The sequence below is a fragment of the Thainema salinarum CENA647 genome (genome assembly GCF_057732415.1).
On the sequence record NZ_JBYJZJ010000022.1, the window covers coordinates 3,955,976 to 3,980,021 of the forward strand.

Consider the following 24,046-nt stretch of genomic DNA (forward strand, 5'->3'; position numbering starts at 1 on the left):
AGAGACTAAGCCAAAAAGTCGTCACCTGAAGGGAAGAATCTGGATTAAACTCGCTCCAAATACGCAGCCCAATCGGGTAAAACAGGCTGCAGTTTTTCGGCACTCGGCATTTGCCCAAGCCGCATCAATTCTGTAATGGCCGCAATATCGCGATCGCGCCCACAGCCTGCCACAGCTTTAATCTGATTCTGCTGGACATAGAAGGCCAGAAACGACTGCTCATCTAAATCACCCTGAATGAGCAAATCGTCCCAGGTTTCAGCATGTCCGGCATAGCGCAATTTGAGATCAAACTGTCCTGTCCAGAAAAACGGCAATCCGGCAAAGGGCACAGACTGTCCCAACATATTGAGGGCAGCAATCCGTCCGTGCTGCATGGCTAACCGCCAGTGCTCAATCCGCACGGGTTGATGATTGTTGTAGGGATCAGGATACTGAGTAATGTCGCCCGCCGCATAAACTTGATCAGCTGCTTGCAGATACTCATTCACGACCACACTACTGTCATCGGCTAAATCGATATCTTGCAGCATGTCGGTCGCGGGCTGCACCCCGATGCCGACAATTACCAGCTCAGTCGGAATGCGTCTGCCGTTTTCCAAAACTACAGCCTTGACCTGTTGGTCGCCTTCAAAGCGAGCTGCTTTCTGCCCCAGACAAAATTCAACGCCGTGCTGTTCATGGAGGGACTGAAAGACGTAACCCACCTGCTCACCTAAGATCTTGGCGAACGGCACGCTGTCGGGAGAAATGACGGTTACGGCTAATCCCTGTTGCGCTAAGCTGGCAGCCGTTTCCATGCCGATAAAACTAGAGCCAATTACGACCGCTCGCTGAGCCGTTTGAGCGGCTTCTAAAATTGCGATCGCATCTTTGGCCTGCCGCAGCGTAAAGACGTTTTTTAGGTCAGCTCCTTCAATCGGTAGCCGATTGGGACGACCGCCCGTGGCCAACAGCAGCGCATCATAGGCCAGCGTAGAACCATCTTGAAACACGATCGTGCGAGCAGCGGAGCTGACCTGCTGCACGGGGCTGTCATACCACACCTCAATATCGTGCTGCTGATAGAATTCTTCCGATCTCAAGAGTTGCGGTTCGTCCGATCCATCGCTTTGTAGATAGCTCTTGCTGAGAGACGTGCGATCGTAGGGTGGACGGCTCTCCTGTGTGATCAGAATGATACGGCCTTGAAATCCTTCTTGACGCAGCGTTTCGACTGCTGTGCGACCAGCAGCTCCAGCCCCGAGTACTACAAACGTACGACTATCGGCGGCAGCATCGTAACCTACCATCGCTGGGCGTTGATAACCGTCATCATCTTCAGGCACGGTTACAACAACCTGACCATCCGCAATTTGGACATTATAAGAAGCGAGTTGATCCCATCCGGGTGGCTCTTGTTGAACTCCCGTTTTGGCGTTGAAGCAGGCATTATGCCAAGGACAAACAATCCGATCAGCTTTAATTGCCCCTTTAGCCAGCGGTGCACCGTAATGTGTGCAGTGAGCCCCAGTGGCATAAAACTGACCGTCAATTCGCGATAACAGCACGGGTCGTTTTCCAACTGTCACCGAATACATGTGCCCGTCTTGGAACTCATCAACTGTTCCAACTGCTGCTTCAACCATTTAAGCTTTTTACCCTCCGATATAACCGATGCATCTTGTTATGAACGCTATTCGTTTTGGCTATGAAAACTGATCTGGCATGGCAATTGTGCGTGGCTGCTGTTGACTAATGTGAAGACAGACGGCTCACGCATCGACTTTGCACCAAATGCTTTCCCTACCGTCTTAACTGTACAGAGAACTGCAAGGTACTACATCTTTCTCCCGAAACAAAATCTGTCGTCGGAGGAAAGACATGAGAAAGACATGGGTAAAGATATTGCGATCGCAGTCATCGCAATCATCGCTGTTAGAAAACTTGATGCTTCTAGGTGTAAAGAGTTTTGATCGATAGGATAATAGGAGATTGCACAGATTCAAAGATTTGCAAAGTCACAGGCAGAGGTTGTTAAGGAGAAAACGTTGGTTAGTACAGCACCTTTGAAAACCACAAAATCAGAAGAAATTTTTGCTGCCGCACAAAAACTGATGCCCGGTGGGGTCAGCTCGCCCGTGCGTGCATTCAAGTCAGTTGGCGGTCAGCCCATTGTCTTCGATCGGGTGAAGGGTTCCTATGTTTGGGATGTCGATGGCAACCAATACATTGACTACGTTGGCACGTGGGGGCCAGCAATTTGTGGTCATGCCCATGAAGACGTTATCCAAGCCCTACATGAAGCCCTCGAAAAAGGCACCAGCTTTGGCGCACCCTGCTATCTCGAAAACGTGCTAGCTGAAATGGTGATTGATGCCGTGCCTAGTGTTGAAATGGTACGGTTTGTCAACTCTGGCACCGAAGCCTGCATGGCTGTCCTGCGTCTCATGCGGGCATTTACAGGACGGGAAAAAGTCATCAAGTTTGAAGGCTGCTATCACGGTCATGCGGATATGTTCTTGGTTAAGGCTGGCTCAGGTGTCGCCACACTGGGACTGCCCGACTCACCGGGGGTACCGAAATCAGTCACCAGCAGCACCTTGACGGCACCCTACAACGATTTAGAAGCGGTCAAGAAGCTTTTTGCTGACAATCCTGGCGAAATTGCTGGTTTGATCCTCGAACCCGTTGTGGGCAATTCAGGTTTCATCGTGCCGGATGCAGGTTTCCTAGAAGGTCTGCGCGAAATCACTCAGGAAAACGGCGCGCTGCTCGTTTTCGATGAAGTGATGACCGGATTCCGGATTGCTTATGGTGGCGCACAGCAAAAATTTAACGTGACGCCGGACTTAACCACATTGGGTAAAGTCATCGGTGGTGGTCTCCCCGTTGGAGCATACGGCGGTCGCAAGGACATCATGGAAATGGTGGCTCCGGCTGGCCCCATGTACCAGGCAGGCACGCTATCAGGCAATCCGTTGGCGATGACGGCTGGTATCAAGACCCTGGAAATTCTGCGTCGCCCAGGCACCTATGAGCGACTTGAAACCACTACCAAAAAGTTGAGCGATGGACTACTTGCCGTTGCGCGTGAAACTGGCCATACGGTTTGCGGTGGCTCGATCAGCGCTATGTTTGGCATGTTTTTCACCCAAGGGCCAGTCCACAACTACGACGATGCCAAGAAGTCTGATCTCCAGAAGTTCGGTCGCTTCCATCGCGGCATGCTGGAGCATGGAGTCTACCTGGCACCGTCACAGTTTGAGGCAGGCTTTACCTCACTAGCTCATACGGATGAGGATATCGATCGCACGATTGAGGCCGCACGTGAGGTTCTGTCGGCGCTGTAAAGATTGGCAATTCGGTAGAACGGTGCGTTGTGGCTTCGCCTAATACCGAATCCGACTAGAAAAATCCAAACATTTTGGTGAAAGTTGTACTGCGTCTGACTTTCACCAAAATGAAAACTGGTTTTTACGATCGGATTTCGTATAGCACACCCTACAGAGTATGAAATCGGAGTGGAAGCGTTAGTGTAAGGGTAAATGTGTTGTGGCGATGCCCAATGCGTTTGCCCTTATTATTTTGGTTATTGTGAAGGGACAACACCCAAAAGGGGAACTGCATCATAAAACCGCATTATAAAAAAGCAGCATCAGAGAAAGAGAACAATTGACATGGATATTGCCCCAGATACTCCGGTTTACCAAGGCCAGTTTGGTGAGTTTACTATCACCGCTGAGGATCGACAGGAAGTGCGTATTTATCGAGGTGGGTTAGCTGTAGCCGCTCTCAGTTTTGCGATCGCAACTTTCCTGACTTTGCGTACTGACTTAACGCCCTTTGTGCTCAACATTATCACCACCCTCTACGCCACTTTCTGGATCGCGATGGGCGTAAGTCTAAAATTCATTCATATTTATTTAAAACCGCTGCACCGGACGCTGCAAGCGTTTTGGCTAATAGGTGGAATAGCTTCAATTGCGATCGCACTGGCCTATCCCACGCCGTTACCATTAACCATTTACCAACATCCCCTGACCATTTTGGGCATTGGTTTTACGTTTGCTGCCCTGACTGGAATCGCTTTCAAAGAGGCGTTTTGCTTTAACCGACTGGAAACACGCTTTCTCACGCCGCTGATTCCATTTGTACTGTTGGGGCACATGTTTAGCTTTTTGCCTATCCAATGGGAATCGATTCTGCTCGGTGTATGGGCTACGCTGTTCCTCATTTTTGCAGCGCGTAAAGTCATTCAGGAGATCCCACCTGATATTGGCGATAAGAGCGTTTTCGCTTATCTCCGGGGTGAAATCGAAGTTCCTGAACAGGAACTCGCAGCTCAGTAGTACCAAAACTTTGGGTCTTGGCTATACGCTTTGCCCCTCTGCTCCCTTGCTCCCTTGAGTAGTGATGACTAGAAGAGACGGTACAAATTGTAGGGGCGGGTCTAGCTAATCGCGTCTAGATTTGACCCAAATGTTTCGTCAAGACCCGCCCCTATAGGCGTTTTGGAGATAAGGGTTACGTTAACCTTCTTCCGAGATCGCTGCTTCCACCTTTTCTGGTCGCAACAGCGGGAAGGCAATCACATCGCGGATGCTGGCTGAATTCGTTAGCAGCATCACCAATCGGTCAATGCCGATGCCTAAACCTCCCGTCGGCGGCATCCCATATTCTAGTGCTGCCAGAAAGTCCTCATCTACGCCCTGTGCTTCCAGATCTCCGGCGGCCTTACGGGCGGCCTGGAGTTCTAGGCGCTGCCGCTGATCGATGGGATCGGTCAACTCAGAGAAGCTGTTAGCCGTTTCGCGACCGACCATGAATAGCTCAAATCGCTCTACCAAACCAGGCTTTGAACGATGGGGCTTCGACAACGGCGATATTTCAACCGGATAGTCAATCACAAACACAGGCTGAATTAAGGTTTCTTCTGCTTTTTGCTCAAAGGCTTCATTCAGCAGATGACCGATACTCTCGCAGCCGTCGATGTCGCGAATGCCTGCTTTCTTGACCACCGCTTTAGCCGCCGCTAAATCATCAAGCTGGCTGAAGTCAATCCCCGTTTTTTCCTCCACCAGCTCGTGCATCGTTACCCGTCGCCAAGGCGGAGTGAGATCAATAATTTCTTCGCCGTAAGGTATTTTGAGCGTTCCTAGAACCTCTTGCGCGGCTTTGGTGATCAGCGCTTCAGTCAGATCCATCATGTCGTTGTAGTCGGCATAGGCTTGATAGATCTCAATCGAGGTAAATTCGGGATTGTGCTTGGTGGAAATGCCCTCATTGCGGAAGATCCGGCCCAGCTCAAACACTCGCTCAAAGCCGCCGACAATCAGCCGCTTCAGGTGCAGTTCGGTGGCGATTCGCAGATAGAGGTCAATTTCCAGCGTGTTGTGATAGGTGACAAACGGACGGGCATCGGCTCCGCCCGCTTCCGATTGCAGCACAGGCGTTTCGATTTCAATGAAGCCGCAGTCTTCCAGATGCCGCCGAAACGCTGCCGTAATCTTGGCCCGCCGCCGAAACGTTTCCCGCACTTCAGGATTGACAATCAAGTCCACATACCGCTGCCGATAGCGCTTTTCCACATCGGTTAGGCCGTGCCATTTGTCGGGTAGCGGCAGCAGCGATTTGGTCAAGATGGCATACTCGTTCACTTTGATAGACAGTTCACCTTTATCTGTCCGCTTGATGGTGCCCTTAACGCCGATAAAGTCGCCGACATCGGTCAGGTTTTTCAAGTTGTTAAAGGCATTGGGCTGGTTTTCACCCATCTGCGCCTGAATCGTCTTCTTATCCAGATAGAGCTGGATGCTGCCTGTCTCGTCTTGAATGCCGAAAAAGGCCAGCTTGCCAAATACACGTCGAGCCATGATGCGACCTGCGATCGCAACTTCAAAGTCTTCTTCTTCGCCGTTGGGTAAGTCTGCAAATTTGGTTTGCAGATCGGCTGCCTTGTGGGTGATGTCCCATTTGTAGGCATAGGGGTTCAAGCCCAGCTTTTGCAGCTCTTGGGCTTTTTCTAAACGGGCAGCACGGATCTCATCAAAGTTAGAAGACATAGGAACGTAGATACGGCTAGAGATTATAGACACAAGCTCCCATTATAGATAGAAAGCGGGTATTCTGGCTGGCTGGCATTGCTCAAGCCTCGGCACTATCAAAATCATGTTAATCCACCTATGCAAGAGGTGCGATACCTAGCGTTAGGATTAAAGCAAGATGCCTAAGAAGATTCGAGAACTCAAGAAGATGCTGCGCCAGGCAGGTTTTGAATGTAAGCGCATACGGGGAAGCCACGAACGCTGGATTCATCCTCAACTTCCAGAGTTGCCAATTACCTTGGCTGGCAAAGATAGCCAAGATGCAAAGTCTTATCAAGAAAAACTGGTCGATGCTGCGCTGAAAAAATTAGAAGAGAAGGAGTAGAAAAGTGAGCCAACTAAAATATCGAGTCAACATCATCTGGTCAGTTGAAGATGACTGCTATTTAGTTGAACTACCGGAATTTGCGACGGATATTCAGCGCTATTTTACACATGGCGATACGTATGAAGAAGCGCTTAGCAATGCCCAAGAGGTTTTAGCGTTGTTGATTGAGAGCTATGAGGCAGAAGGTAAACCTTTGCCACAGCCGCAAACATTACAAGCTGCATAATCAAGATCCAATCCGAACGGTTACGCTTCAAATTGAAGCGACTTTGGCGCGCACGTAAGAGGGACAAGACTGAAAGCTTTATATGATGGTAACGATGTAAATCCCTTCTATTCCTTATCTTTAAGGGCTGATGCGCTCTTTGCTAGTCGCTCATTAGCATCTTTGACGAGTTGAAGGTGACAAATGCTGGAAATAACGCTGCTTGATGTGGCTACAGCTCCTTCGCTGGTTTTACCGGATAATAGCAGCCCAACACCTGCAAAGCTGATTACAGCACTTGCTCCAACAAGGGTTAGGGCTAGATTGAAGCTGCATTGAGCCTGCCTAAGATGTTCTAGAGCAATCTGGGTATCTACATCAGGCGATTGACGAGAGATTTTTGCAGATCCGTCGGGGAATTGGGTGTTGGTAGATGGATGTACGGTTGTGAGTAGCTGCCAGAGACGATTGAGCATTGGTAGACCTCAACGCAACATCGGATTTGCTCAAAGTCTCTCGCAATAAGACGAAAACGACCAGGGAAGAAGTGCAGAAGATCAAAATTTCCTATAGCCCAAACAGCAAAACGCCCATTTCCCCTAGTTTTCATGGTTGTGAGCTAATAATTTAGCCTTATCGCTGGATTGTGGGCACACTAGTCTTAACATCCACAAACTCACCTTGATTTCCTAGATCCGGAATTTAATATTTTCATGAGTACAGCCAAGCGAACCCGTATCCGTGCCCATAGATTAACTCCTGATGCCTTTCGAAGGCTCTGCAACAGCCTGCAAAAATGGCAGGTTGAAACCGGGCGTGAAGTTACTCAGGAGGAGCTAATTGAAATAACCGGCATAAAAGATACCAAAACAATTAGAAGAGTTTTAGATAATGAAGGGGTTGACAAACAAACCCTAAAAAAGTTCTTCACAGCTTTCAACCTAGAACTTTCCAATAAAGACTATCTCCCTGCCACACAAATAGATCCTAATTTTATAGGCAGGGAAAATGCAATTATTGACCTAGACAATATCATCAAAGAACAAAATGCTAAAGTTATAGTCATTCAGGCAAGAGGTGGTGTTGGTAAAACAACGTTAGCAAAAAAATATCTCCAGCTAAGATTTGATCAGATATTAGAGTTTCCGATTGCTACTGAGACGAGAAATATTGCCTCTGCTGAAAGCTTAGTGGAAGAGAAGTTGCAACAATTGGGAGAAGAGCTAGGTCGAGAATTTTTAGTATCTCTTGATCGACTCAAACGCAAGCTTCAAACTGAGGCTATTGGTATTCTTATAGACAATCTAGAACCTGCATTAGATTCAGCAGGCAAATTCATAGAAGCACATCGAAGCTATGTTGATCTGTTAAGAGTATTATCTGATCCGAATATACAGTCTACTACTCTTATTACGAGTAGAGAACGTATAAGCGAAGCTAGTGTTACAGTACAGCACTACTGTCTTAAAAATTTAGATTTCCCAGCTTGGCAATTGTTTTTTCAGAACAGTGGCCTTGATACAAAAAAACAATCTCTTGAAGCACTGCATAAAGCTTATGGTGGTAATGCGAAGGCAATGACTATCATTAGTAGTGCTATCCAAGAGGATTTTGCAAGTAGTATAGATGCTTATTGGCAAGCTAATCAAGATGACTTGCTAATTGAACGTGATTTAGCTGATCTTGTCAAACAACAATTTGATCGGCTGAAAAAAAATGATGTAGATGCTTATAAGTTATTGTGCAGGATGGGCTGTTATCGCTATCAAGATATCCCTAGAATTTCTATAGAAGGAGTTTGTCGTCTACTGTGGGATATGCCAGATAAGAGCCACAGATACATAATAAAGTCTTTAAGGAATCGCTCACTAATAGAATTTCATATAGATACTGATTGCGAAGAATATTGGCTACATCCAGTCATTCGCGCTGAAGCATATCAAAGGCTGATAATGGATGGAGGCTACGAGGAATGCCATCGAAAAGCCGCTGATTTTTGGACTCAAAATTCTATGTTAATCGAGGTAGCCGAGGACGCATTAGTTGCCTTTGAAGCTTATCATCATCACTTAGAAATACAAGACTTTCTGAAGTGTGCAGCAACTATGCTGCGAGATCGGAAAAGCCAAAATTCCCCTCAGACAGATTTATCTTCAATGCTGCAAGTATTCGGTCTCTTCGAAAAACTTATTTCATCAATCAATCTAATCATAGAAAGAGTAGATCTTAATAGCTATAAAGCAGAGCTATTCAATAGATTAGGTGATGCTTACTGGATGAAAGGAGATATTGTCTTAGCTATTAAGTCTCATAAAAATTCAGCGAAATCTGCTATTAGAGTAAAACCGCATGAATTGAGCTTGCTAGTTCGAGACAATAAGTCAAGACTTAACGATCTGCGAATTGTCTCCTGGGTTAATATTGGCCTTTGCAAAATAGACATTTTAGATTACAGAGAAGCTTTAGTTGATTTTGAAAAAGCTTACTTAATGGCACAGAAAATGCGTTGCAATGCGAGGTACGAGCTAACCTGTTGCTTTTGTATAGCTTTCCTATATTCAGCTTTGAAATATGAAAAGGAACAAATAATTGCCTTGACAGAAAAAGCTGAAATGAATGATTCAAATCTGGCTCTTTGGGGAATTACTAGCAAAAGAATTTTTTTGGGTCTGACGTATCAGAATTTAGGCGATAATGAAGCTGCATTAAGGAAATACAATGAAGCTCTTCACATTGCAGATTCAAAAAACTATATTCAAGCAAAGGTGAAAGCCATGAATTGCATTGCAGAAATATATAGAAGCTGGTGTAAAAACGATCAAGCTATTAAATTATTGGAAATCTCTTCTGAGCTTTCCCGTAAAATCGGGGCAAAATTTGACATGGCTGAATCCTCATATCGGCTAGGATTGACTTACCTAAGTATGGGAAAAGGGCAAAAAAGCATAGAGTATTTTGATGAATCTAAACATCTTTTCGCAAGCATGGATGCTCCAAAACAAGTTGAGAAAGTAGACAAGGAAATCCAGAAAGCGAATCAGATATAGTGTTTTCATCTAAAGAACATAAACCAAGGTGCTCTTTTAGAAGCGTAAGACCATTCTGATACAGAAAATCCAACAGCATACTGATAGCGATTAGATCGTTCCGGTGAATTGTCTGTAGCTCTATCATCCACTGGAATGACAAGTAAAGTGATCTTTGTTCTTGCTACTACAAGAACTTTATCTCCTGGCATTAAGGTTATTGACTGATTGACATTATATAGTTCGGCAGGCCAGTAGCTTCCCATTGCTGCTATTCGGCCTGTTTTTTGAGCTGTAATGATTTCTTTGACTACCCCGAATACTGGTTCAGGCAATTGGGGTGTCCTGTTTAGCAGGTTTGCTAAGTTCATACTTCAATCTCTTTTGCTCAACAAGATTTAGTATCGAGCAAGAGCTTGTGTGGAGCCAGGGAAAATCCGGACGTTTAGAATGAATTTAGAAGCTTTTTGAATTTTTCTTGAGAACCTCGCTATGTAAGGATTTTAGGCTACAAATACAATTGCCCAACGTCTCTCACCTCCGCCTAAAATCCATAAGAAATAGTCTATCTTCCCGCAACTACCTCTTAACTTCCGCTAAAGCAGTCGCAAGTCACTGATCTGCCGCAAAGTTATCCGGTATCTCATCAACAGATTGAATATTCAGAATCTGCATTAAAGCCTTCCACTGTTGCGGGGTCAGCTTTGCTTCGGTTGCACCCGATACCCAGCGCTGATACGTCCGCAGCGGAATCCCACAATGAACCGAAAACTCAGCTTGCGACAGATTTGTGCGCTGAATTCGCAGTTCTTCAATCGGTGAATTCGTTTCCTGGGGTCGCCTGTCTTTTTTCATCGAACCAAAATGACACGCCATATTGACGTACGCCCAATTGACACGTCATAATGGCGCATAAGTTTAGAAACATTGAGCGACCAACCAGAACGTAGGTCAGCTCTCGTTTTCGCATCTCATTTTACCCTCACAAGACCATGCAATATCACGACCAGCTTCATCCGTGGGTGGTCTATCGCCGCCTGCCCAATTGCCAGAACATTGCCATCGCCCGCTTTCGCCGCCGCAACGAAGCCGAAATGTATCAGATTGCCGTGCATCGCCTGATGCCAAATGCCTTATTCTTCGTTGCCTTTGCCGCTCCAGCCCAACAATTCGCGTCCCCGCCAGCGTCCTCCACTATCGAGTATCCAGAGTCAAACCTCGATCCAACTTGAACTTGCAGTCTCCCAATTCAACCTTCTGAACAAATCGAAACAAAACGATGCTGCCTTTCAGTAAAAAAACGAGGCTCCAACCCTGACTTAGCTAAAATCTATCCAATGGAGCATTGCAGATTCCGTATTTATTCTGATTTGAGTAGCGCGGAATCTTGAATTTGATCCAATTAATAAATATAATTTATACAGTAAGGAATTTGTAGACAACAAAATTAGGAGGTGTAGTGCCTATTCGGTTTATTCAGGCCGCTATCTTGACGTTCTTGCTGTATCTCACACTGGGCGTATCTTGGATTTCAGAAGATACTGTCTCCGCGACGAACAGTTCACTGCCAGTATCTTCTCAAATCTTAAGTTTTCTAGATTAGATTTCCTAATCGATACCCATACGTGAAGCCAGATAGCTTTTCTTCTGTGAGCAGTACACGACATGTGCTGCTCACAAATACTATCTGGGCTTTCTTAAACCATTCACCTCATTGCCAGCCTCATCCGAGCGCGCCCTGCCGGATCACTTGGCCAGTCGGCCCATTAATTGCTTCAGGTAGCTGAGACAGTAGCACCTCTTCTCCAGTCGTCATGTCATAGGTGGTATAGACAACTGAAGCCCCATTAGGTGCAGTCTCGTCAAACGTAATATCCATAATAGTTAATGTATGAATAGCGGCGGCGGTTGATCCCAACCAAGTGCGCGGCCCACTACCTAACGCTCCACAGTGCAGAAACTGGAGATTGCCCACCCGTCCCGGATAGTAAGCGTGATGATGGCCACAAATATAGGTGTGGACATTGTAGGATTCCAGTTGCGATCGCAACTGCTCAGCATCCGTCAGGAACTCTCCGGGCGTATCGCGTCCTTGTGAAATCGCATAAAACGGCAGATGTCCCAGCACCAGCCGCAGCTTAGCCTGCTGCGCCGCTTCACTCGCTAGGCTTTGTTCCGCCCAGGCAATTTCTTGTGGCGAGACAGTTGCAGAAGAAGCATCCCAAACCAGATAGAAAATATCGTTCTGCACGAAGCTGTAGTAGAACGGGAAGCCACTGCGGTCAACAAATTCAACGCCCAATTCACGATTCGAATCAGTCCAATATGCCTTGGCTAAATCCCGCTCCAAAGCATAGGCATAGCCGCCGTTACTGATCACGCTAGAGGCATCGTGATTGCCCAGCGTAAAAGCAAACGGCAGTCCAGCCTGCCGAATCGGCGCATAAACAAACTGATCGAAACCGTTCCACATGGCTTGAATTTGGGCTTGAGTTAGCGATCGCTTCTGCCCCGCCACCATATCGCCCGCACACAGTACCAAATCTGGCTCCCACTCTGGAATTAGGCGCACGGCATCAGTCACTTCTTGAATGTAGTCAGTTGAGCCATAAGCATTGTTGAGATCGCTAAAGACCGCCAGTCGCACATCACCTTTAACAGGCGCTTTCATGCCCACCGGAGCAGGAGAAGAACGGACAGGGGGAACTGCTGCGTCCACAAGAGATGACGATTCAGCAGCCGGAGTCGCTTGTCCTTCAGTTGCAGTCAAACGACTGCGGGTACAACTGGTCAAGCTACTGATTCCCGCCGCTGCAGTTCCGCTGAGCGTGAGGACTAAAAAGTTGCGCCGATTGAGAGGCATAATCGACAAATCCTGAAGTGAGAGATAAGGTCACATAATCCTTCAGCACTTTAGCACCGAGTCCGTTGAAATGTGAGCTGGATGTGGCAGTGTTTTGCACCAAGTTTTGAAACCAACGTCATCTGTTTACACAAGCTGCCCAATCGTTGGACTCTGTAACAGATATAGTCAAATCGCCCCTATCACTTGGGCTCCTGTGTTATAGTCAGTCGGTGAAGATGGTGCTCGGTTCTGAAACCTCAATATTTCAATCTCAATATTTGAAGGGGCGTTTCTCCGGATTTCCGCTTCTATAAACCCTTAATCTTGGAGATTCTCCATGTCGATCTACGTAGGCAATCTGTCTTACGACATTACTCAGCAAGATCTAGAAGAAACCTTTGCTGAATACGGCTCCGTCAGCCGAGTGCATATGCCCACTGACCGTGAAACCGGACGGCTACGGGGGTTTGCTTTTATTGAAATGAGCTCTGAAACCGAAGAGGATGCTGCAATTGAAGCTCTAGATGGAGCTGAGTGGATGGGGCGTGATCTACGGGTCAATAAAGCCAAGCCTCGCGAAAATCGCAATTCAAATTCTGGTGGTGGCAGAGGCAAACGTCGCTTCTAAACCAGTTCCACAGAAGATTGGCAAGGGTAGATCTTTATTCATTTTCGATAAGAAAAATAGAATTTTACGGTTAAGCCCGCTTTTTGTCACTCAATGCCCCGGCAAGCTTAGGTGATTGCCATAGCTGTCGGGGATTTCAACATTTATCGCAACAGGATGAACAGTCAACAACTTTGGAGATTTTGGCATCGATATGACTCAAGTTACTGTGGGCGAAAACGAAGGAATTGAATCGGCTCTGCGTCGCTTTAAGCGGCAAGTTTCACGGGCCGGCATCTTCCAAGACATGAAGAAAAAGCGCTACTTTGAAACGCCTGCAGAAAAAGCAAAGCGAAAAGAAATGGCTAAGCATCGCCAGCGCAGACGTCGTTCAAAGTAGTCACATTCACACTGGCACGGACTAAAATCACTTTGAGTTCTCAGTTTTTGGACTTGGAGTGGCGCGTCGGTCATCCTTTTGAGGATGATCCTAGATTTTAGTCGGTGCAATATATGAGAAAACTAACCCTATGTGTTGAAAGAGGCATGCCTCTTTCAACACATAGGGTTAGTTTTATAGTCGAATGATATATCAGATGCTGGCTGAGAACTTACTATGAGTCTTTGTGTTTATCTGCTCCGTCATGGGGAAACAACCGCTAGTCAGACAGGCGGATACTGTGGGGCACTTGACCCCGATCTGACGGCGGCAGGACACCAGATGGCGCAAGCGTTCGCTGACAAATATCGTTCATTTAACTGGCAGGCGATTTACGTCAGTCCGATGAAGCGCACCATTGCCACAGCAAAACCGCTCTGCGACGCCACGGGAATGAGCATGGAACTGCGCGACGGGCTGAAAGAAATTCAGTACGGCGAGTGGGAAGGAAAGACGCCGGAAGCGGTACAGGCAGAATATACAGAGGATTACGTCCACTGGCTAACGGAACCCGCTTGGAATCCGCCGACGGGTGGTGAAACGTCGATTCAGATTGCCAGTCGCGCTAATTTAGTGATGGCGGAAATTGAGGAAAAATACACGTCAGGCAACGTGCTAATCGTGTCGCACAAGGCAACAATTCGAATTATTCTGTGCAGCCTGTTGGGAATTGACATTGGCCGCTATCGCGATCGCATTAATCTGCCCGTTGCCTCCGTCAGCATCGTCAAGTTTGATGTTCACGGGCCGCTCTTGATGAAACATTGCGATCGCAGCCACTTGCCCCCAGAACTCGATCAGCGTCCTGGTACTTAAAAAAGGGATTCTCCGCATCGTGGGAGAATCCCTTTTGGGTTTTGTGGGAAGCGTTGAGATTGATTAGGAGTCTTCTTTGGAGAAGTCGCACTCGACGGTGATTTTGATATTGCAGCCGACGGTGCCAGAGGCAATGTAAGGCACACCGCCGACGCCGCTGAGGTTGACGCCAAACTCCAGCGTCACCTTCTTGACGGCATTCATGTCCTGGTCATTGCGAAACGCGCCCAGTGCGTACTTAGTGTAGGACTTAATCGTTTGATCCAGAGCTGGGTGCTGAATCGCGCTGTCAGAATCAGCGGTTTGCTCAGTCGTGGGCGGCATTAAGTCGGTCATCCGGCCCAAGGCATCGGTGCGTGAGGGCAGCCAACCTTTTGAGACGCGGCCCTGTTCGGGTTCGCCACCATTCAGTTCGGGATGACCATTGCTAACGCCGACGGGTGTGCGAGCGGGAACGACGTCAGGAACGGGAGTTGCAGCATCATTAGCTTCAATCCAAATCACGGTGTCTGGATCGATATGAACGGGTTTTAAATTTGACATAGTTTGGGATTTAGTAGATACACAAATGAACCTGATGGACGGCAAATTGCCGTTTGGCATAGAATTCCCAAATTGATCAAAAACTAACGTTGACATAACAAAAAAGTGATTGTGCGGCTGCAAGGCAGCCGCACAATCACTTTTTTAGATGTTTAGTTGCGGTGATTATTGCTGTAGCGAATTCGGGCCCCTGCCCAATCTAGCTTCTCGCGCAGAGTTTGATAGTAGGAATGATTTTCCTTCAGGATTATGAAGGAGGCCATGCAGTTGGCCATCCAGATATCCACACGCTGTCCTGGCCAGATTGCTGTTGCTAACACGCCATCCATCCACAGCTTGGTGTTGAGTTCCCGATCCGCTAACGGCCAAATACTGACCATGCTGCCGGGTGGAATCACGATTGGGCGGCTGGAGAGACTGAGGGGTGAGATGGGCGTAACTGCGATCGCATCCATGCCGGGGTGAATAATTGGCCCATTAGCGGCCACCGTGTAGCAGGTCGATCCGGTGGGGGTGCTGACGATTAGACCATCACCCTGATACTGATCCACCACTTCCTGATCAATTTCCATTTCCAAAATCGAGGTGATCATGCGATCGGCAGAAGCGGGTTTGACGCACATTTCATTTAACGCCAGATAGGTATCACTGGCGGGTTCTGCATCAATGCGATTGTTGCCTTCGAACAGCTGAGCTTTCAGCATCATGCGGCGCTGAACGGCAAAATGGTCAGATTCCAGTCGATTCCAAACGTGTTCGGTATCTAGAAAATACTCTGCCGACTCGGTTAGAAAACCTAGATGACCACCGATATTAACCGCCAGAAGAGGAATATTCTCAGGAGCCAAGTGGCGCGCGGCAGCTAAAGCTGTACCGTCGCCACCCAGAACGACGGCTAAATCAATCGGCTGCGGAGCCGAGGCCAAGAACACCGGGTAGGGATTATCCTTTGGCCCACTCGGCCCGACTAAGACACGGCAGCCGCGTGCCTCCAACTGCTGGGCGCAGACTTCCGCATAACGATGGCTTTGATGATCTCCGGCTTTGTGAACGATAATCGCTTGCTTAAGCTGCACGCCTTTCCCCCATCATGCTGTTTGGACATTTTTGGCACCAACCACTTGAAAATTATAGGCTGGACCCATTTTCTCGCATCCTACAGCCAGAAGAGTTTATGCAAACAAGGGAGGCTAGAATGCCACAGAGCTTAAAGGAGTGTAAGGAGTTCAGCTCAATCCCAAATTTGCAAGGGAAGATAGAAGTAGATCTCAACCTGTTCGCCACATAACGATTCAACAGAACGATTCATGAGTTTAACCTACGCCTATTTTCCCGGCTGTGTCGCTCAGGGAGCCTGCCGCGAGCTGTATTTATCAACGGGCGCTCTAGCCAAAGCCCTCGACATCAATCTAATCGAACTGAAGAAAGCCTCCTGCTGCGGCTCCGGCACGTTCAAAGAAGAGTCACGCCTGCTGGAAGACACCGTCAACGCTCGCAATATTGCCCTGGCCGAGGAACTAAATCTGCCGCTGCTGACCCATTGCAGCACCTGCCAGGGCGTGATTGGTCACGTAGATGAGCGCTTAAAAGACGCCCAGCAAAACAATCCCGATTACTTCAATCAGATCAACGGTCTACTCAAACAAGAAGGCTGTTCACCTTGCAAAGGCACAACGGAAGTGAAGCACCTGCTCTGGGCCTTAGTCAGCGACTACGGACTTGAAGAACTGCAAAAGCGCGTGGTGCGTAAACTCTCTGGCCTAAAATGTGCGGCGTTTTATGGCTGTTACTTGTTGCGATCGCAGGAAGTCATGCCCTACGACGATCCGTTTAATCCAGTCGCCCTCGAAAACGTCTTTCGCACCGTGGGAGCAACGCCTGTGAGCTACGAGGGACGGACTCAATGCTGCGGCTGGCCCATTTCCAGTTATGCAACAGAGCAGTCGTTCAAAATGGCTGGTAAACATCTCAAAGCTGCGATTGCATCTGGCGCAGACTGCATGGTTACACCCTGCCCCCTGTGTCATCTGAATTTGGACTCTCGCCAACCGGAAGTTGAACGGGTAATCGGTGAACCGTTGGGCTTACCTGTCCTGCACCTCTCGCAGCTCGTGGCCTTAGCCGTTGGAGTTCCACCGCAAGAGCTGGGCTTAGATAAACATATTGTTTCAACTCGATCGGTTTTGACAAAGCTAAATCTATAGATAATTAAGGATCTTTCCAATTGTTGGAAAGCCCATAAATCACTGAAAAAGCCTATCTGACAAAGCTTTGGCGAGGATGAAACACAAATGAGACATGTTACACCGTCACAACAGTCTTATTACGTTCCTTGAAGTTTTGTGCAAGTCTGGAAAAACCAGTAAAACCCTTGCTGTACACTGGACTCGTCTGTAGAACACAGTTGTTTGGTCTTTACCAAGGTTACGTTTGTACCTTTAAGATCCAACAGTTTACATCTAGTAGATTGGAGCTGTTATTCAATGTCCCATTCAGTCAAAATCTACGACACCTGTATTGGATGCACCCAGTGCGTACGGGCTTGCCCGACTGACGTGCTAGAAATGGTGCCCTGGGATGGTTGTAAGGCAGGTCAAATCGCCGCTTCTCCCCGCACAGAAGATTGTGTAGGCTGCAAGCGCTGCGAAACAGCTTGCCCGACGGACTTCTTGAGTATCCGCGTATACTTAAGCAATGCCGAGACCACTCGGAGTATGGGTCTGGCCTATTAATATCCATCAGATCCAAACATTTAGTATTGGTGTTCTGCAAACTTGGTGTACTTAAGCTGGCCGGGGGCAACTGCCCCCGCTTTTTTTGTGCAGTTATTCTCCTATGGTGCGTCGCTTTATTTGTCCGTGGCGTCAAATTGAATGTCACAGCGTCACTTTATTTGTCCACCAAAACGATACAGACCAGTTTACTGGCAGCCAAATAGTTTCAAAGATCTCAGCGAACGAGAAAAGATCCTTAATTTCTAGCCGAGTAACCATATTTGATTTTTGGTTCCCGGCCAGTTTAAGTACTTTCAACTCTCTGTAAAGACGATTTTAATCTCTGTGGGTCTAATTCCCCGTGGCTTGCCACGTTAGTGGTAGCGCGGGAGTGCGTCCCGAAGGGCAAATTCCGTAATGCCCCGTCCGCTTGCGGCGGGGATAGGAATTTGAGCGCCCCGCGAGATTTACTCTCATAGATTAATAGTCGCTTACACAATTGCTCTGTGTTTTCAATCCTTCCGTTGCCGGAAAGACGATCGCAACTCGGAAAAGCAGACACATGGGAGTAGGTCACCTTCTACAGAGAAAAACATCTCTGAGGTGAGAGCCTGCCGTTGAGGTAAGCACAACGATGCGCTAAAACCTGCGGCACCCGCTCAGCGTTCCAGGCAGCGCCAGGGATCTTCGTGCGTTGGTTAATTTGCTTCACCCAGGACTCAACATCCCCCGAGCCAATCGGCCACCCTTCTTCTTGGTAGTAACGATAATTGGGGATGCGGTCACGATGCCGCTCTAGATAGCCACAGAAGCGACGTGCTGCTTCCGACTCGCTCACCTCAAACACATTCATAGCAGCGTCTACTTGTCCCTGCCAAAGAAAGCTGCGAGCGGTTTCGAGTGCTTCTGGAGTGGCTTGGACTTGATGCAAATTTTCCATCAGGTGAAACCAATCGAGGATTTCGTGACGTTGGTGGTCGTTGCCAATCTGGGCATAGATGCCCCAAACCCCATCATGACCATCGCCCAGGCAGTCCACTATCGGGGCTAAGGGGAGGTCATTTGCCCACTCAATCAGGTGTTCGTTGTCTTTGAACCAGGCCATGCCCTGATGCTGCTCACCCAAATTCAAGGCTTTATATTCACGCCACTCAGCCGCTTCCCCCAGCGGCGTGCGCAAGCGAATCATGCCGCCATCCAGGCTCATTTGCTCAACCGGGACCTCACTCGTGGGCAGCTCGAAGTCATGGCGCGCCTCCAACCGCTGCTGCGTTTTCGCACTCACCCGTCGTCCCGTTTGCACCTCTACTTCAATCGCCGCTTGGGCATAAGAAACAATTGCGCTTTGGCGCAGACAGCACAGCTCTAAATAAGGGCTGACCTGTTGTCGGGGACGGACACCGAGTTGTTTGGCCTGTTCACTACTGAGGGATAACCGGCCCAGAATGCTCTCTAGTTGGCGGGGATATCCTTCGTCGGTGCCGGTAACGGTTTGGCAAAAAACTCCCCAATGACTGGCGTGACGTGTTCTTGCACTTGAGCGCGCACCGTTGATTCGATGGCTCCCAAATTTGCCATCGGCTGGTTTTGCTCACAGGCTTCCTGGTACAGTAGTTCCGCGATGCGTTGACTGCACTGTAAGAGTTCTTGGTGTTCCGCTGGCGTCATTAGAGCACCCTCAAAATATCGCTACAGTCTTACTCTAATTTTTCTCTCAAGAAAGTGACCTGCTCCCAGACACATTGCTTAGATGAACACGCTTTCAATCCTTCCGTTGCCGGAAAAACGATCGCAACTTGAGCGCTAAAAGGCGGGCGTGAGAAGCATTAGCGGTGGATTATACCGATACCGAGCAGGAAGTGAATGAAGCCTTGAAGCGTTATACCGAGCTGCAGTGTAGTGGAGCAAAAGATGACAAGGTAGAACTGGTCGCCACAGAGTTCGTGTTGAAGCTTTTAAAGAAACGCCTGTTTTCCTCCCCAGCCGCGTTTCTATCAACTCTACAGCAGCACGAAAAGACCGTTAAAGAAGGAAAATCGCGATCGCATCGACAGCTTTCAAAGCCTTCGGTCTCAATCCTGCGCCGTCAGTTGGATCAGATTGAGGAAGTCTTTGCCGATGACGATATTTATGAAGAGTCAACCAATGATGCGATCGCATCCAGCTCCCAGCTCTTTCATAGCCTCAGTGCAGAGGAACAAGATTTACTGCGCTTTATGCAAAGTTGGGCTGAGACGGCATCTACACGTCCAGATGCTAAGGCGCAGGCTTTGTTGGATTGGATTAACACTCACATCCGACCAGATGGAAAGTGGTCAGAACAACGAGTCATTATCTTTACCGAATATCGCACAACGCAGAAATGGTTGTTTGACCTGCTAGCAATTCAAGGATTGGCTCAGGATGAGCGCTTGATGACGCTGTATGGCGGTATGAATTCAGATGAGCGGGAACGGGTAAAGGCGGCATTTCACAGGCTGGGCCAGATATTTCCAATGTCAGGATTTTGCTGGCAACGGATGCGGCATCGGAAGGTTTAGATTTACAAAACCACTGTTCTAATCTGATTCACTACGAAATTCCGTGGAACCCAAATCGGATTGAACAGCGGAATGGTCGGATTGATCGGCACGGACAAAAAGCCAATGAGGTGATGATCTATCACTTTGTCGGCAAAAATTATTCTGGGCAGGATGCAACTGGTGTCCGTCCGGGTGACTTAGATGGTGATTTAGAGTTTTTGCTACGGGCAGCCTTGAAAGTGAACACTATTCGAGAGGATCTAGGCAAGGTGGGGCCAGTGATTGCGGCTCAGGTAGAAGAAGCCATGTTAGGCCGACGGACGATGCTCGATACGACGCAGGCTGAGCGGGAAAGCGAGCCGATCCGCCGATTACTCAAGTTTGAGCGTAAAGTACGAGATCAAATTGAACGACTGAAGGAGCAAATCCGGCTTGACGAGCAAAGAGATCTCGGTAGGCCGCCATCCCGGCTTCAATCGTGCTGGGTATCCCGACTAGTGGAAGCATCGGTCTCTGCGGTGTTTAACTCTACTATCTGCATCATCGCTGATTGCGATCGCTCCTAGAGACACATCTTCGGTTTATCTCACTAAACTTTGCCAAGTCGTGTAACTATCTATCTAATTTGACTACAGAAAGCTAGATTGATTCATTAATCGATGCCAAAACTGATACAAAAAAGCGCCCTATAACGGGCGCTGCAAGGTACTTTCCACAGATAGAGAGTGAATGAAACGGTAATGATAATGAGCTTTAGAGGAATCCTCAAACGTTAGGAGTCTACTGGTTCGGCATCGACTCTAACCGGGCCGAAAGCTCAACATCTTGCTGGTTGCGGCGAACATCAAGATTTAACTGATCGCCAACTCGCTTCTCGGATACCAACTGCTGGAGCGATTCTGAATCTTCAACCGCTTCACCGTCAATGCCCCGAATCACGTCGCCAGCGCGGATACCCGCTTTAGCGGCTGGCGAGTTCGGCATTACCTTCACAATGAGAACGCCCTCATCTTCATCAACAGACAGGTTACTGTTGGGATTGCTGTTGATCTCAGACTTCACCTGGGGATCGAGCGTGACCATTTGCACACCTAAGTAAGCGTGCTCAACCGTGCCATTGGTGATTAGTTCTTCAGCAATTTGCTTGGCTTCGTTGATTGGGATAGCAAAGCCAATGCCTTGTGCACCTTGGATGATGGCGGTATTCACGCCGATCACTTCACCGCGATCATTCAACAGCGGGCCACCAGAGTTACCAGGGTTGATGGCCGTGTCGGTTTGAATGAAATCGACTCGCTTATCCGGTACACCGACTTGACCGCTGGAGCGCCCAGTAGCGCTGACGATACCCACAGTTACGGTGTTGTCTAAACCGAGGGGATTACCAATTGCGATCGCCCATTCACCGGGCCGAAGCTGGTCGGAATTGCTCAACTTAACGATGGGCAGGTTTTCTTCGCCGTTGACTTTGATCACCGCCACGTCGGTTACCGGGTCAGTTCCTAATACTTCGCCATCTAACGTGCGGCCATCTTTGAGCGTGACGCTCACTCGATCTGCACCATCGATGACGTGGGCGTTCGTGATGATATGACCATCGTCACTGATGATAAAGCCGGAGCCGACGCCGCTTTGTACTCGTTCTTGGGGCGGCATGGGCACCTGAGAGCCAAAGAAGCGCTCAAAAAACGGATCACTGAAAGCTTCAGGCACCTGAGACTGCACCGTGCGAGTCGCATCGATTCGTACAACCGCAGGGCCAGTTTTCTCGACGACATCGCTAATAAAGTTGGAACCACTGGCTGCGATCGCACCTAATCCTTGACTCGTAGAGGGCACAGGAGCCACCTCAATTCCAGGTTCAGCCGTTTCAGGTTCAACAGCTTCTTGAGCTACAGCCACATTGGTGCCAGAGCTATATTCATTAGCGGCAATGCTGCCAGCCGTAGCAATGCCTGCCCCCATCAGCATCAACGACAGATAGGTTACAGGCTTTTTCCAAGCAGCAGTCTTACGGGAATGAATATCGTTAGTCATGTGTGTGTCCGGTTGCTTAATCACTAGGTAAGTAGGGGGCTATGGAATTGGTAGAGTGCGTCTTTGTCCTGCACTTTTTCCCTACGCTTCCTAGAATAAGCAGCCGAGTTGACAAACCTATGACAGAAGTATAAAACCTGAATGACAATTGACAGACGAGGAAATTCCTAAAACAGATTTTCGTTAGCAGATTCAGGCTGATTGTCGGTGGATGGCTGATTGGGCCGATTGGTTCGGTGATTAGTCAGGTGATCAGTTGAGTTGTCGTTGAAGTCTTCACTGAAATGGTCTAGATAGTCACTGGAGCGATCATTCACGTGATCAGCTGAGCGCTCATTGGCCTGCTCTGCTGGGTCATCAATCCAGGCATGGGTGTGCAGCGGTGAAGGCATCGTGTTTGAAGACAAGCCCCCTTGTTCGTCCTGCTCACGATCGGCAGCATCCGCTAAGGCAATGTCATCCAATAGTTCGGCCTCCAACACTAGGTCATCGGCTGATTCTTCTTGTCGCTGGATTTGAATGGTGTTTAGGCGGGGGCCGGTCGCCGATATGACGGTTAATTCTAGCGAACCGTAGTGCAGCGCTTCGCCTTCGTTGGGAATTTTTTGCATTTGGTCGATCAGGAAACCGCCCAGGGTTTGATAGTCTTCGGCGATCGGTAATTCGACGTTCAGCAAATCATTGACTTCTTCGATATCGATTTGAGCCTGCACGACGAAGGTGCGCTCGTCTAGCACTTTCACAACCGGTTCTTCATCGCTTTCCGGCTCCGAGGAATCGCCGATAATTTCTTCCACAACATCTTTAAGCGTGATTAAACCCGCCGTGCCGCCAAATTCGTCCACGACCATCACCATTGCCTGCCCTGAACGCTGCATCAGGTGCAGCAGTTCATTTAGCGGCGTATATTCTGGCACAAAGCGAGCCGGACGAACCCAAGTCTCGATCCTGACTGCGGGATTGAGTTCGCCTTTGGCCAACGGTTCTGCTAGCTCTTTGAAATGAATGATGCCGCAAACATCATCAAAGGATTCACCAATCACGGGATAGCGAGAGTGCCCTGAAGTGGCCACTTCCGTCAGCAGCGCTTGAAACGTCGCGTCTTTTGCGATCGCAATAATACTCGTCCGGGGTACCATCACCTCGCCAGCGGTGACTTCGCCGAACTCAAACACGTTGTTGAGCAACTGCCGCTCTTCCGCTTCCAAACCAATCGACTCGCTGGAGGTGCTGATGATCAACTGCAGTTCTTCCGGAGTGACGCGGGTATACCAACTTTGACCCGTGTATTGAACGCCTGCCAGTCGCAGCAGCCAGCGGGTGGACTGATTCAAAATCCAGATAAACGGATTGAAAAAACGTGCAATCGCCAGGCTGGGTGGCCCCAGAAATCGCGCCAACTGCTCGGAATACATCAGCGCCACCGACTTGGGACACAGTTCACCCAACACAATTTGCAGATAGGCAATCATGAAAAAGGCTAGCGGCAGCGCAATCGAGTGCGCCATGACTTCCAGCGTGGCTTGAGGCAGCGGCAGTTGGCCGATCAGGTACAGAATCAGCACCGCCATTGTGCTCTCGCCGATCCAGCCTAGCGCCAAACTCGATAGGGTAATGCCGAGTTGCGTAGTCGAGAGCAGCCGATCGATGCTTTGCTGGAGACCCTGCACCGTCTTTGCCTGCACATCGCCAACTAAAGCTAACTGGTTAATCCGAGTTCGCCGCACCGACACAATCGAAAACTCTGCCGTGACGAAAAACGCATTGATGCTAATCAGCAAAATGACGGCAAACAGGCGTGTGAGGATTTCTGAGCCTGTCAGTTGGGGAAACGAAGCTTGTGCGATCGCAGAAAAGGACGGGGCAATCATGCGTAAT

25 protein-coding genes are annotated in these 24,046 nt (G+C 48.6%); 14 read left to right on the forward strand and 11 right to left on the reverse strand.

Annotated features, from left to right (window positions below):
- Positions 1-44 precede the first annotated feature (44 nt).
- Entirely contained in the window at positions 45-1,628 is a 1,584-nt protein-coding gene (locus tag AC286M_RS24170) for an FAD-dependent oxidoreductase (RefSeq protein ID WP_488206827.1), read from the reverse strand.
- A gap of 402 nt (positions 1,629-2,030) precedes the next feature.
- Between AC286M_RS24170 and hemL the strand changes: the two genes are divergently transcribed.
- The gene (gene hemL, locus AC286M_RS24175) at positions 2,031-3,332 is read left to right on the forward strand and encodes a glutamate-1-semialdehyde 2,1-aminomutase (protein ID WP_488206828.1); all 1,302 of its coding nucleotides are present in this window, start codon (positions 2,031-2,033) and stop codon (positions 3,330-3,332) included.
- 327 nt (positions 3,333-3,659) lie between these two features.
- Positions 3,660-4,331: a DUF2301 domain-containing membrane protein gene (locus AC286M_RS24180; RefSeq protein WP_488206829.1), complete on the forward strand. Its 672-nt coding sequence runs from the start codon at positions 3,660-3,662 to the stop codon at positions 4,329-4,331.
- Between the two features lie 180 nt (positions 4,332-4,511).
- Here the strand turns inward: AC286M_RS24180 and lysS are convergent, their stop codons facing one another.
- Positions 4,512-6,044 carry a lysine--tRNA ligase gene (gene lysS / locus AC286M_RS24185; protein WP_488206830.1) on the reverse strand — a complete coding sequence of 511 codons (1,533 nt, stop codon included), beginning with the start codon at positions 6,042-6,044 and terminating at the stop codon, positions 4,512-4,514.
- 160 nt (positions 6,045-6,204) lie between these two features.
- Between lysS and AC286M_RS24190 the strand changes: the two genes are divergently transcribed.
- Together AC286M_RS24190 and AC286M_RS24195 are read left to right on the forward strand one after the other, a co-directional pair.
- On the forward strand, positions 6,205-6,411 hold the full coding sequence (locus AC286M_RS24190; RefSeq protein ID WP_488206831.1) for a type II toxin-antitoxin system HicA family toxin: 207 nt from the start codon (positions 6,205-6,207) through the stop codon (positions 6,409-6,411).
- A 4-nt stretch (positions 6,412-6,415) separates the two neighbouring features.
- Positions 6,416-6,640 carry a type II toxin-antitoxin system HicB family antitoxin gene (locus AC286M_RS24195; RefSeq protein ID WP_488206832.1) on the forward strand — a complete coding sequence of 75 codons (225 nt, stop codon included), beginning with the start codon at positions 6,416-6,418 and terminating at the stop codon, positions 6,638-6,640.
- Positions 6,641-6,747: 107 nt separating this feature from the next.
- On the opposite strand, the gene AC286M_RS24200 is transcribed toward AC286M_RS24195, so the two are convergent.
- On the reverse strand, positions 6,748-7,095 hold the full coding sequence (locus tag AC286M_RS24200) for a TRADD-N-associated membrane domain-containing protein (protein ID WP_488206833.1): 348 nt from the start codon (positions 7,093-7,095) through the stop codon (positions 6,748-6,750).
- Positions 7,096-7,332: 237 nt separating this feature from the next.
- Here AC286M_RS24200 and AC286M_RS24205 point away from each other — a divergent pair, with 237 nt between their 5' ends.
- Positions 7,333-9,666, forward strand: a complete 2,334-nt coding sequence (locus tag AC286M_RS24205; RefSeq protein ID WP_488206834.1) for a hypothetical protein — start codon at positions 7,333-7,335, stop codon at positions 9,664-9,666.
- A 5-nt stretch (positions 9,667-9,671) separates the two neighbouring features.
- Here AC286M_RS24205 and AC286M_RS24210 read toward each other — a convergent pair whose 3' ends face one another.
- Entirely contained in the window at positions 9,672-10,016 is a 345-nt protein-coding gene (locus tag AC286M_RS24210; RefSeq protein WP_488206835.1) for an NfeD family protein, read from the reverse strand.
- 241 nt (positions 10,017-10,257) lie between these two features.
- A complete protein-coding gene (locus AC286M_RS24215; RefSeq protein WP_488206836.1) occupies positions 10,258-10,521 on the reverse strand; it encodes a helix-turn-helix domain-containing protein in 264 nt (87 codons plus the stop codon).
- Between the two features lie 116 nt (positions 10,522-10,637).
- Between AC286M_RS24215 and AC286M_RS24220 the strand changes: the two genes are divergently transcribed.
- Together AC286M_RS24220 and AC286M_RS37480 are read left to right on the forward strand one after the other, a co-directional pair.
- On the forward strand, positions 10,638-10,877 hold the full coding sequence (locus AC286M_RS24220) for a hypothetical protein (RefSeq protein ID WP_488206837.1): 240 nt from the start codon (positions 10,638-10,640) through the stop codon (positions 10,875-10,877).
- A gap of 227 nt (positions 10,878-11,104) precedes the next feature.
- A complete protein-coding gene (locus AC286M_RS37480) occupies positions 11,105-11,248 on the forward strand; it encodes a QAALIT motif small membrane protein (protein WP_510177999.1) in 144 nt (47 codons plus the stop codon).
- Positions 11,249-11,368: 120 nt separating this feature from the next.
- Here the strand turns inward: AC286M_RS37480 and AC286M_RS24225 are convergent, their stop codons facing one another.
- Entirely contained in the window at positions 11,369-12,508 is a 1,140-nt protein-coding gene (locus AC286M_RS24225) for a metallophosphoesterase family protein (RefSeq protein ID WP_488206838.1), read from the reverse strand.
- Positions 12,509-12,827: 319 nt separating this feature from the next.
- On the opposite strand from AC286M_RS24225, the gene rbp reads away from it, so the two are divergent.
- From rbp to AC286M_RS24240, 3 genes are all read left to right on the forward strand, one after another.
- Positions 12,828-13,118, forward strand: coding sequence for an RNA-binding regulator (gene rbp / locus AC286M_RS24230; RefSeq protein WP_488206839.1), 291 nt, complete (start codon positions 12,828-12,830; stop codon positions 13,116-13,118).
- 193 nt (positions 13,119-13,311) lie between these two features.
- Positions 13,312-13,497: a 30S ribosomal protein S21 gene (gene rpsU / locus AC286M_RS24235; protein WP_488206840.1), complete on the forward strand. Its 186-nt coding sequence runs from the start codon at positions 13,312-13,314 to the stop codon at positions 13,495-13,497.
- Positions 13,498-13,713: 216 nt separating this feature from the next.
- Positions 13,714-14,352, forward strand: coding sequence for a histidine phosphatase family protein (locus AC286M_RS24240; RefSeq protein ID WP_488206841.1), 639 nt, complete (start codon positions 13,714-13,716; stop codon positions 14,350-14,352).
- A 63-nt stretch (positions 14,353-14,415) separates the two neighbouring features.
- Here the strand turns inward: AC286M_RS24240 and AC286M_RS24245 are convergent, their stop codons facing one another.
- Both AC286M_RS24245 and AC286M_RS24250 read right to left on the reverse strand, forming a co-directional pair.
- The gene (locus tag AC286M_RS24245) at positions 14,416-14,895 is read right to left on the reverse strand and encodes a CU044_2847 family protein (RefSeq protein WP_488206842.1); all 480 of its coding nucleotides are present in this window, start codon (positions 14,893-14,895) and stop codon (positions 14,416-14,418) included.
- Between the two features lie 152 nt (positions 14,896-15,047).
- Positions 15,048-15,971 (reverse strand): NAD(+) kinase, encoded by a 924-nt coding sequence (locus AC286M_RS24250; RefSeq protein ID WP_488206843.1) that lies wholly within the window; start codon positions 15,969-15,971, stop codon positions 15,048-15,050.
- A 231-nt stretch (positions 15,972-16,202) separates the two neighbouring features.
- On the opposite strand from AC286M_RS24250, the gene AC286M_RS24255 reads away from it, so the two are divergent.
- Positions 16,203-17,099 carry a CoB--CoM heterodisulfide reductase iron-sulfur subunit B family protein gene (locus AC286M_RS24255; protein ID WP_488206844.1) on the forward strand — a complete coding sequence of 299 codons (897 nt, stop codon included), beginning with the start codon at positions 16,203-16,205 and terminating at the stop codon, positions 17,097-17,099.
- Positions 17,100-17,378: 279 nt separating this feature from the next.
- A complete protein-coding gene (gene psaC / locus AC286M_RS24260; RefSeq protein WP_015189585.1) occupies positions 17,379-17,627 on the forward strand; it encodes a photosystem I iron-sulfur center protein PsaC in 249 nt (82 codons plus the stop codon).
- 562 nt (positions 17,628-18,189) lie between these two features.
- Here psaC and AC286M_RS24265 read toward each other — a convergent pair.
- A protein-coding gene (locus AC286M_RS24265; RefSeq protein ID WP_488202786.1) for an ISKra4 family transposase occupies positions 18,190-19,277 on the reverse strand; the annotation gives its coding sequence in 2 pieces (ribosomal slippage) (positions 18,190-19,106 and positions 19,106-19,277; 1,089 coding nt in all).
- Positions 19,278-19,441: 164 nt separating this feature from the next.
- Here AC286M_RS24265 and AC286M_RS24270 point away from each other — a divergent pair.
- Entirely contained in the window at positions 19,442-20,149 is a 708-nt protein-coding gene (locus AC286M_RS24270; protein ID WP_488206845.1) for a hypothetical protein, read from the forward strand.
- Positions 20,116-20,697, forward strand: coding sequence for a helicase-related protein (locus AC286M_RS24275; RefSeq protein ID WP_488206846.1), 582 nt, complete (start codon positions 20,116-20,118; stop codon positions 20,695-20,697). Before AC286M_RS24270 ends, AC286M_RS24275 begins: the two co-directional genes overlap by 34 nt.
- A gap of 214 nt (positions 20,698-20,911) precedes the next feature.
- On the opposite strand, the gene AC286M_RS24280 is transcribed toward AC286M_RS24275, so the two are convergent.
- Together AC286M_RS24280 and AC286M_RS24285 are read right to left on the reverse strand one after the other, a co-directional pair.
- On the reverse strand, positions 20,912-22,168 hold the full coding sequence (locus AC286M_RS24280; RefSeq protein WP_488206847.1) for an HhoA/HhoB/HtrA family serine endopeptidase: 1,257 nt from the start codon (positions 22,166-22,168) through the stop codon (positions 20,912-20,914).
- A gap of 167 nt (positions 22,169-22,335) precedes the next feature.
- A complete protein-coding gene (locus tag AC286M_RS24285; RefSeq protein WP_488206848.1) occupies positions 22,336-24,039 on the reverse strand; it encodes a hemolysin family protein in 1,704 nt (567 codons plus the stop codon).
- Positions 24,040-24,046: the final 7 nt, after the last annotated feature.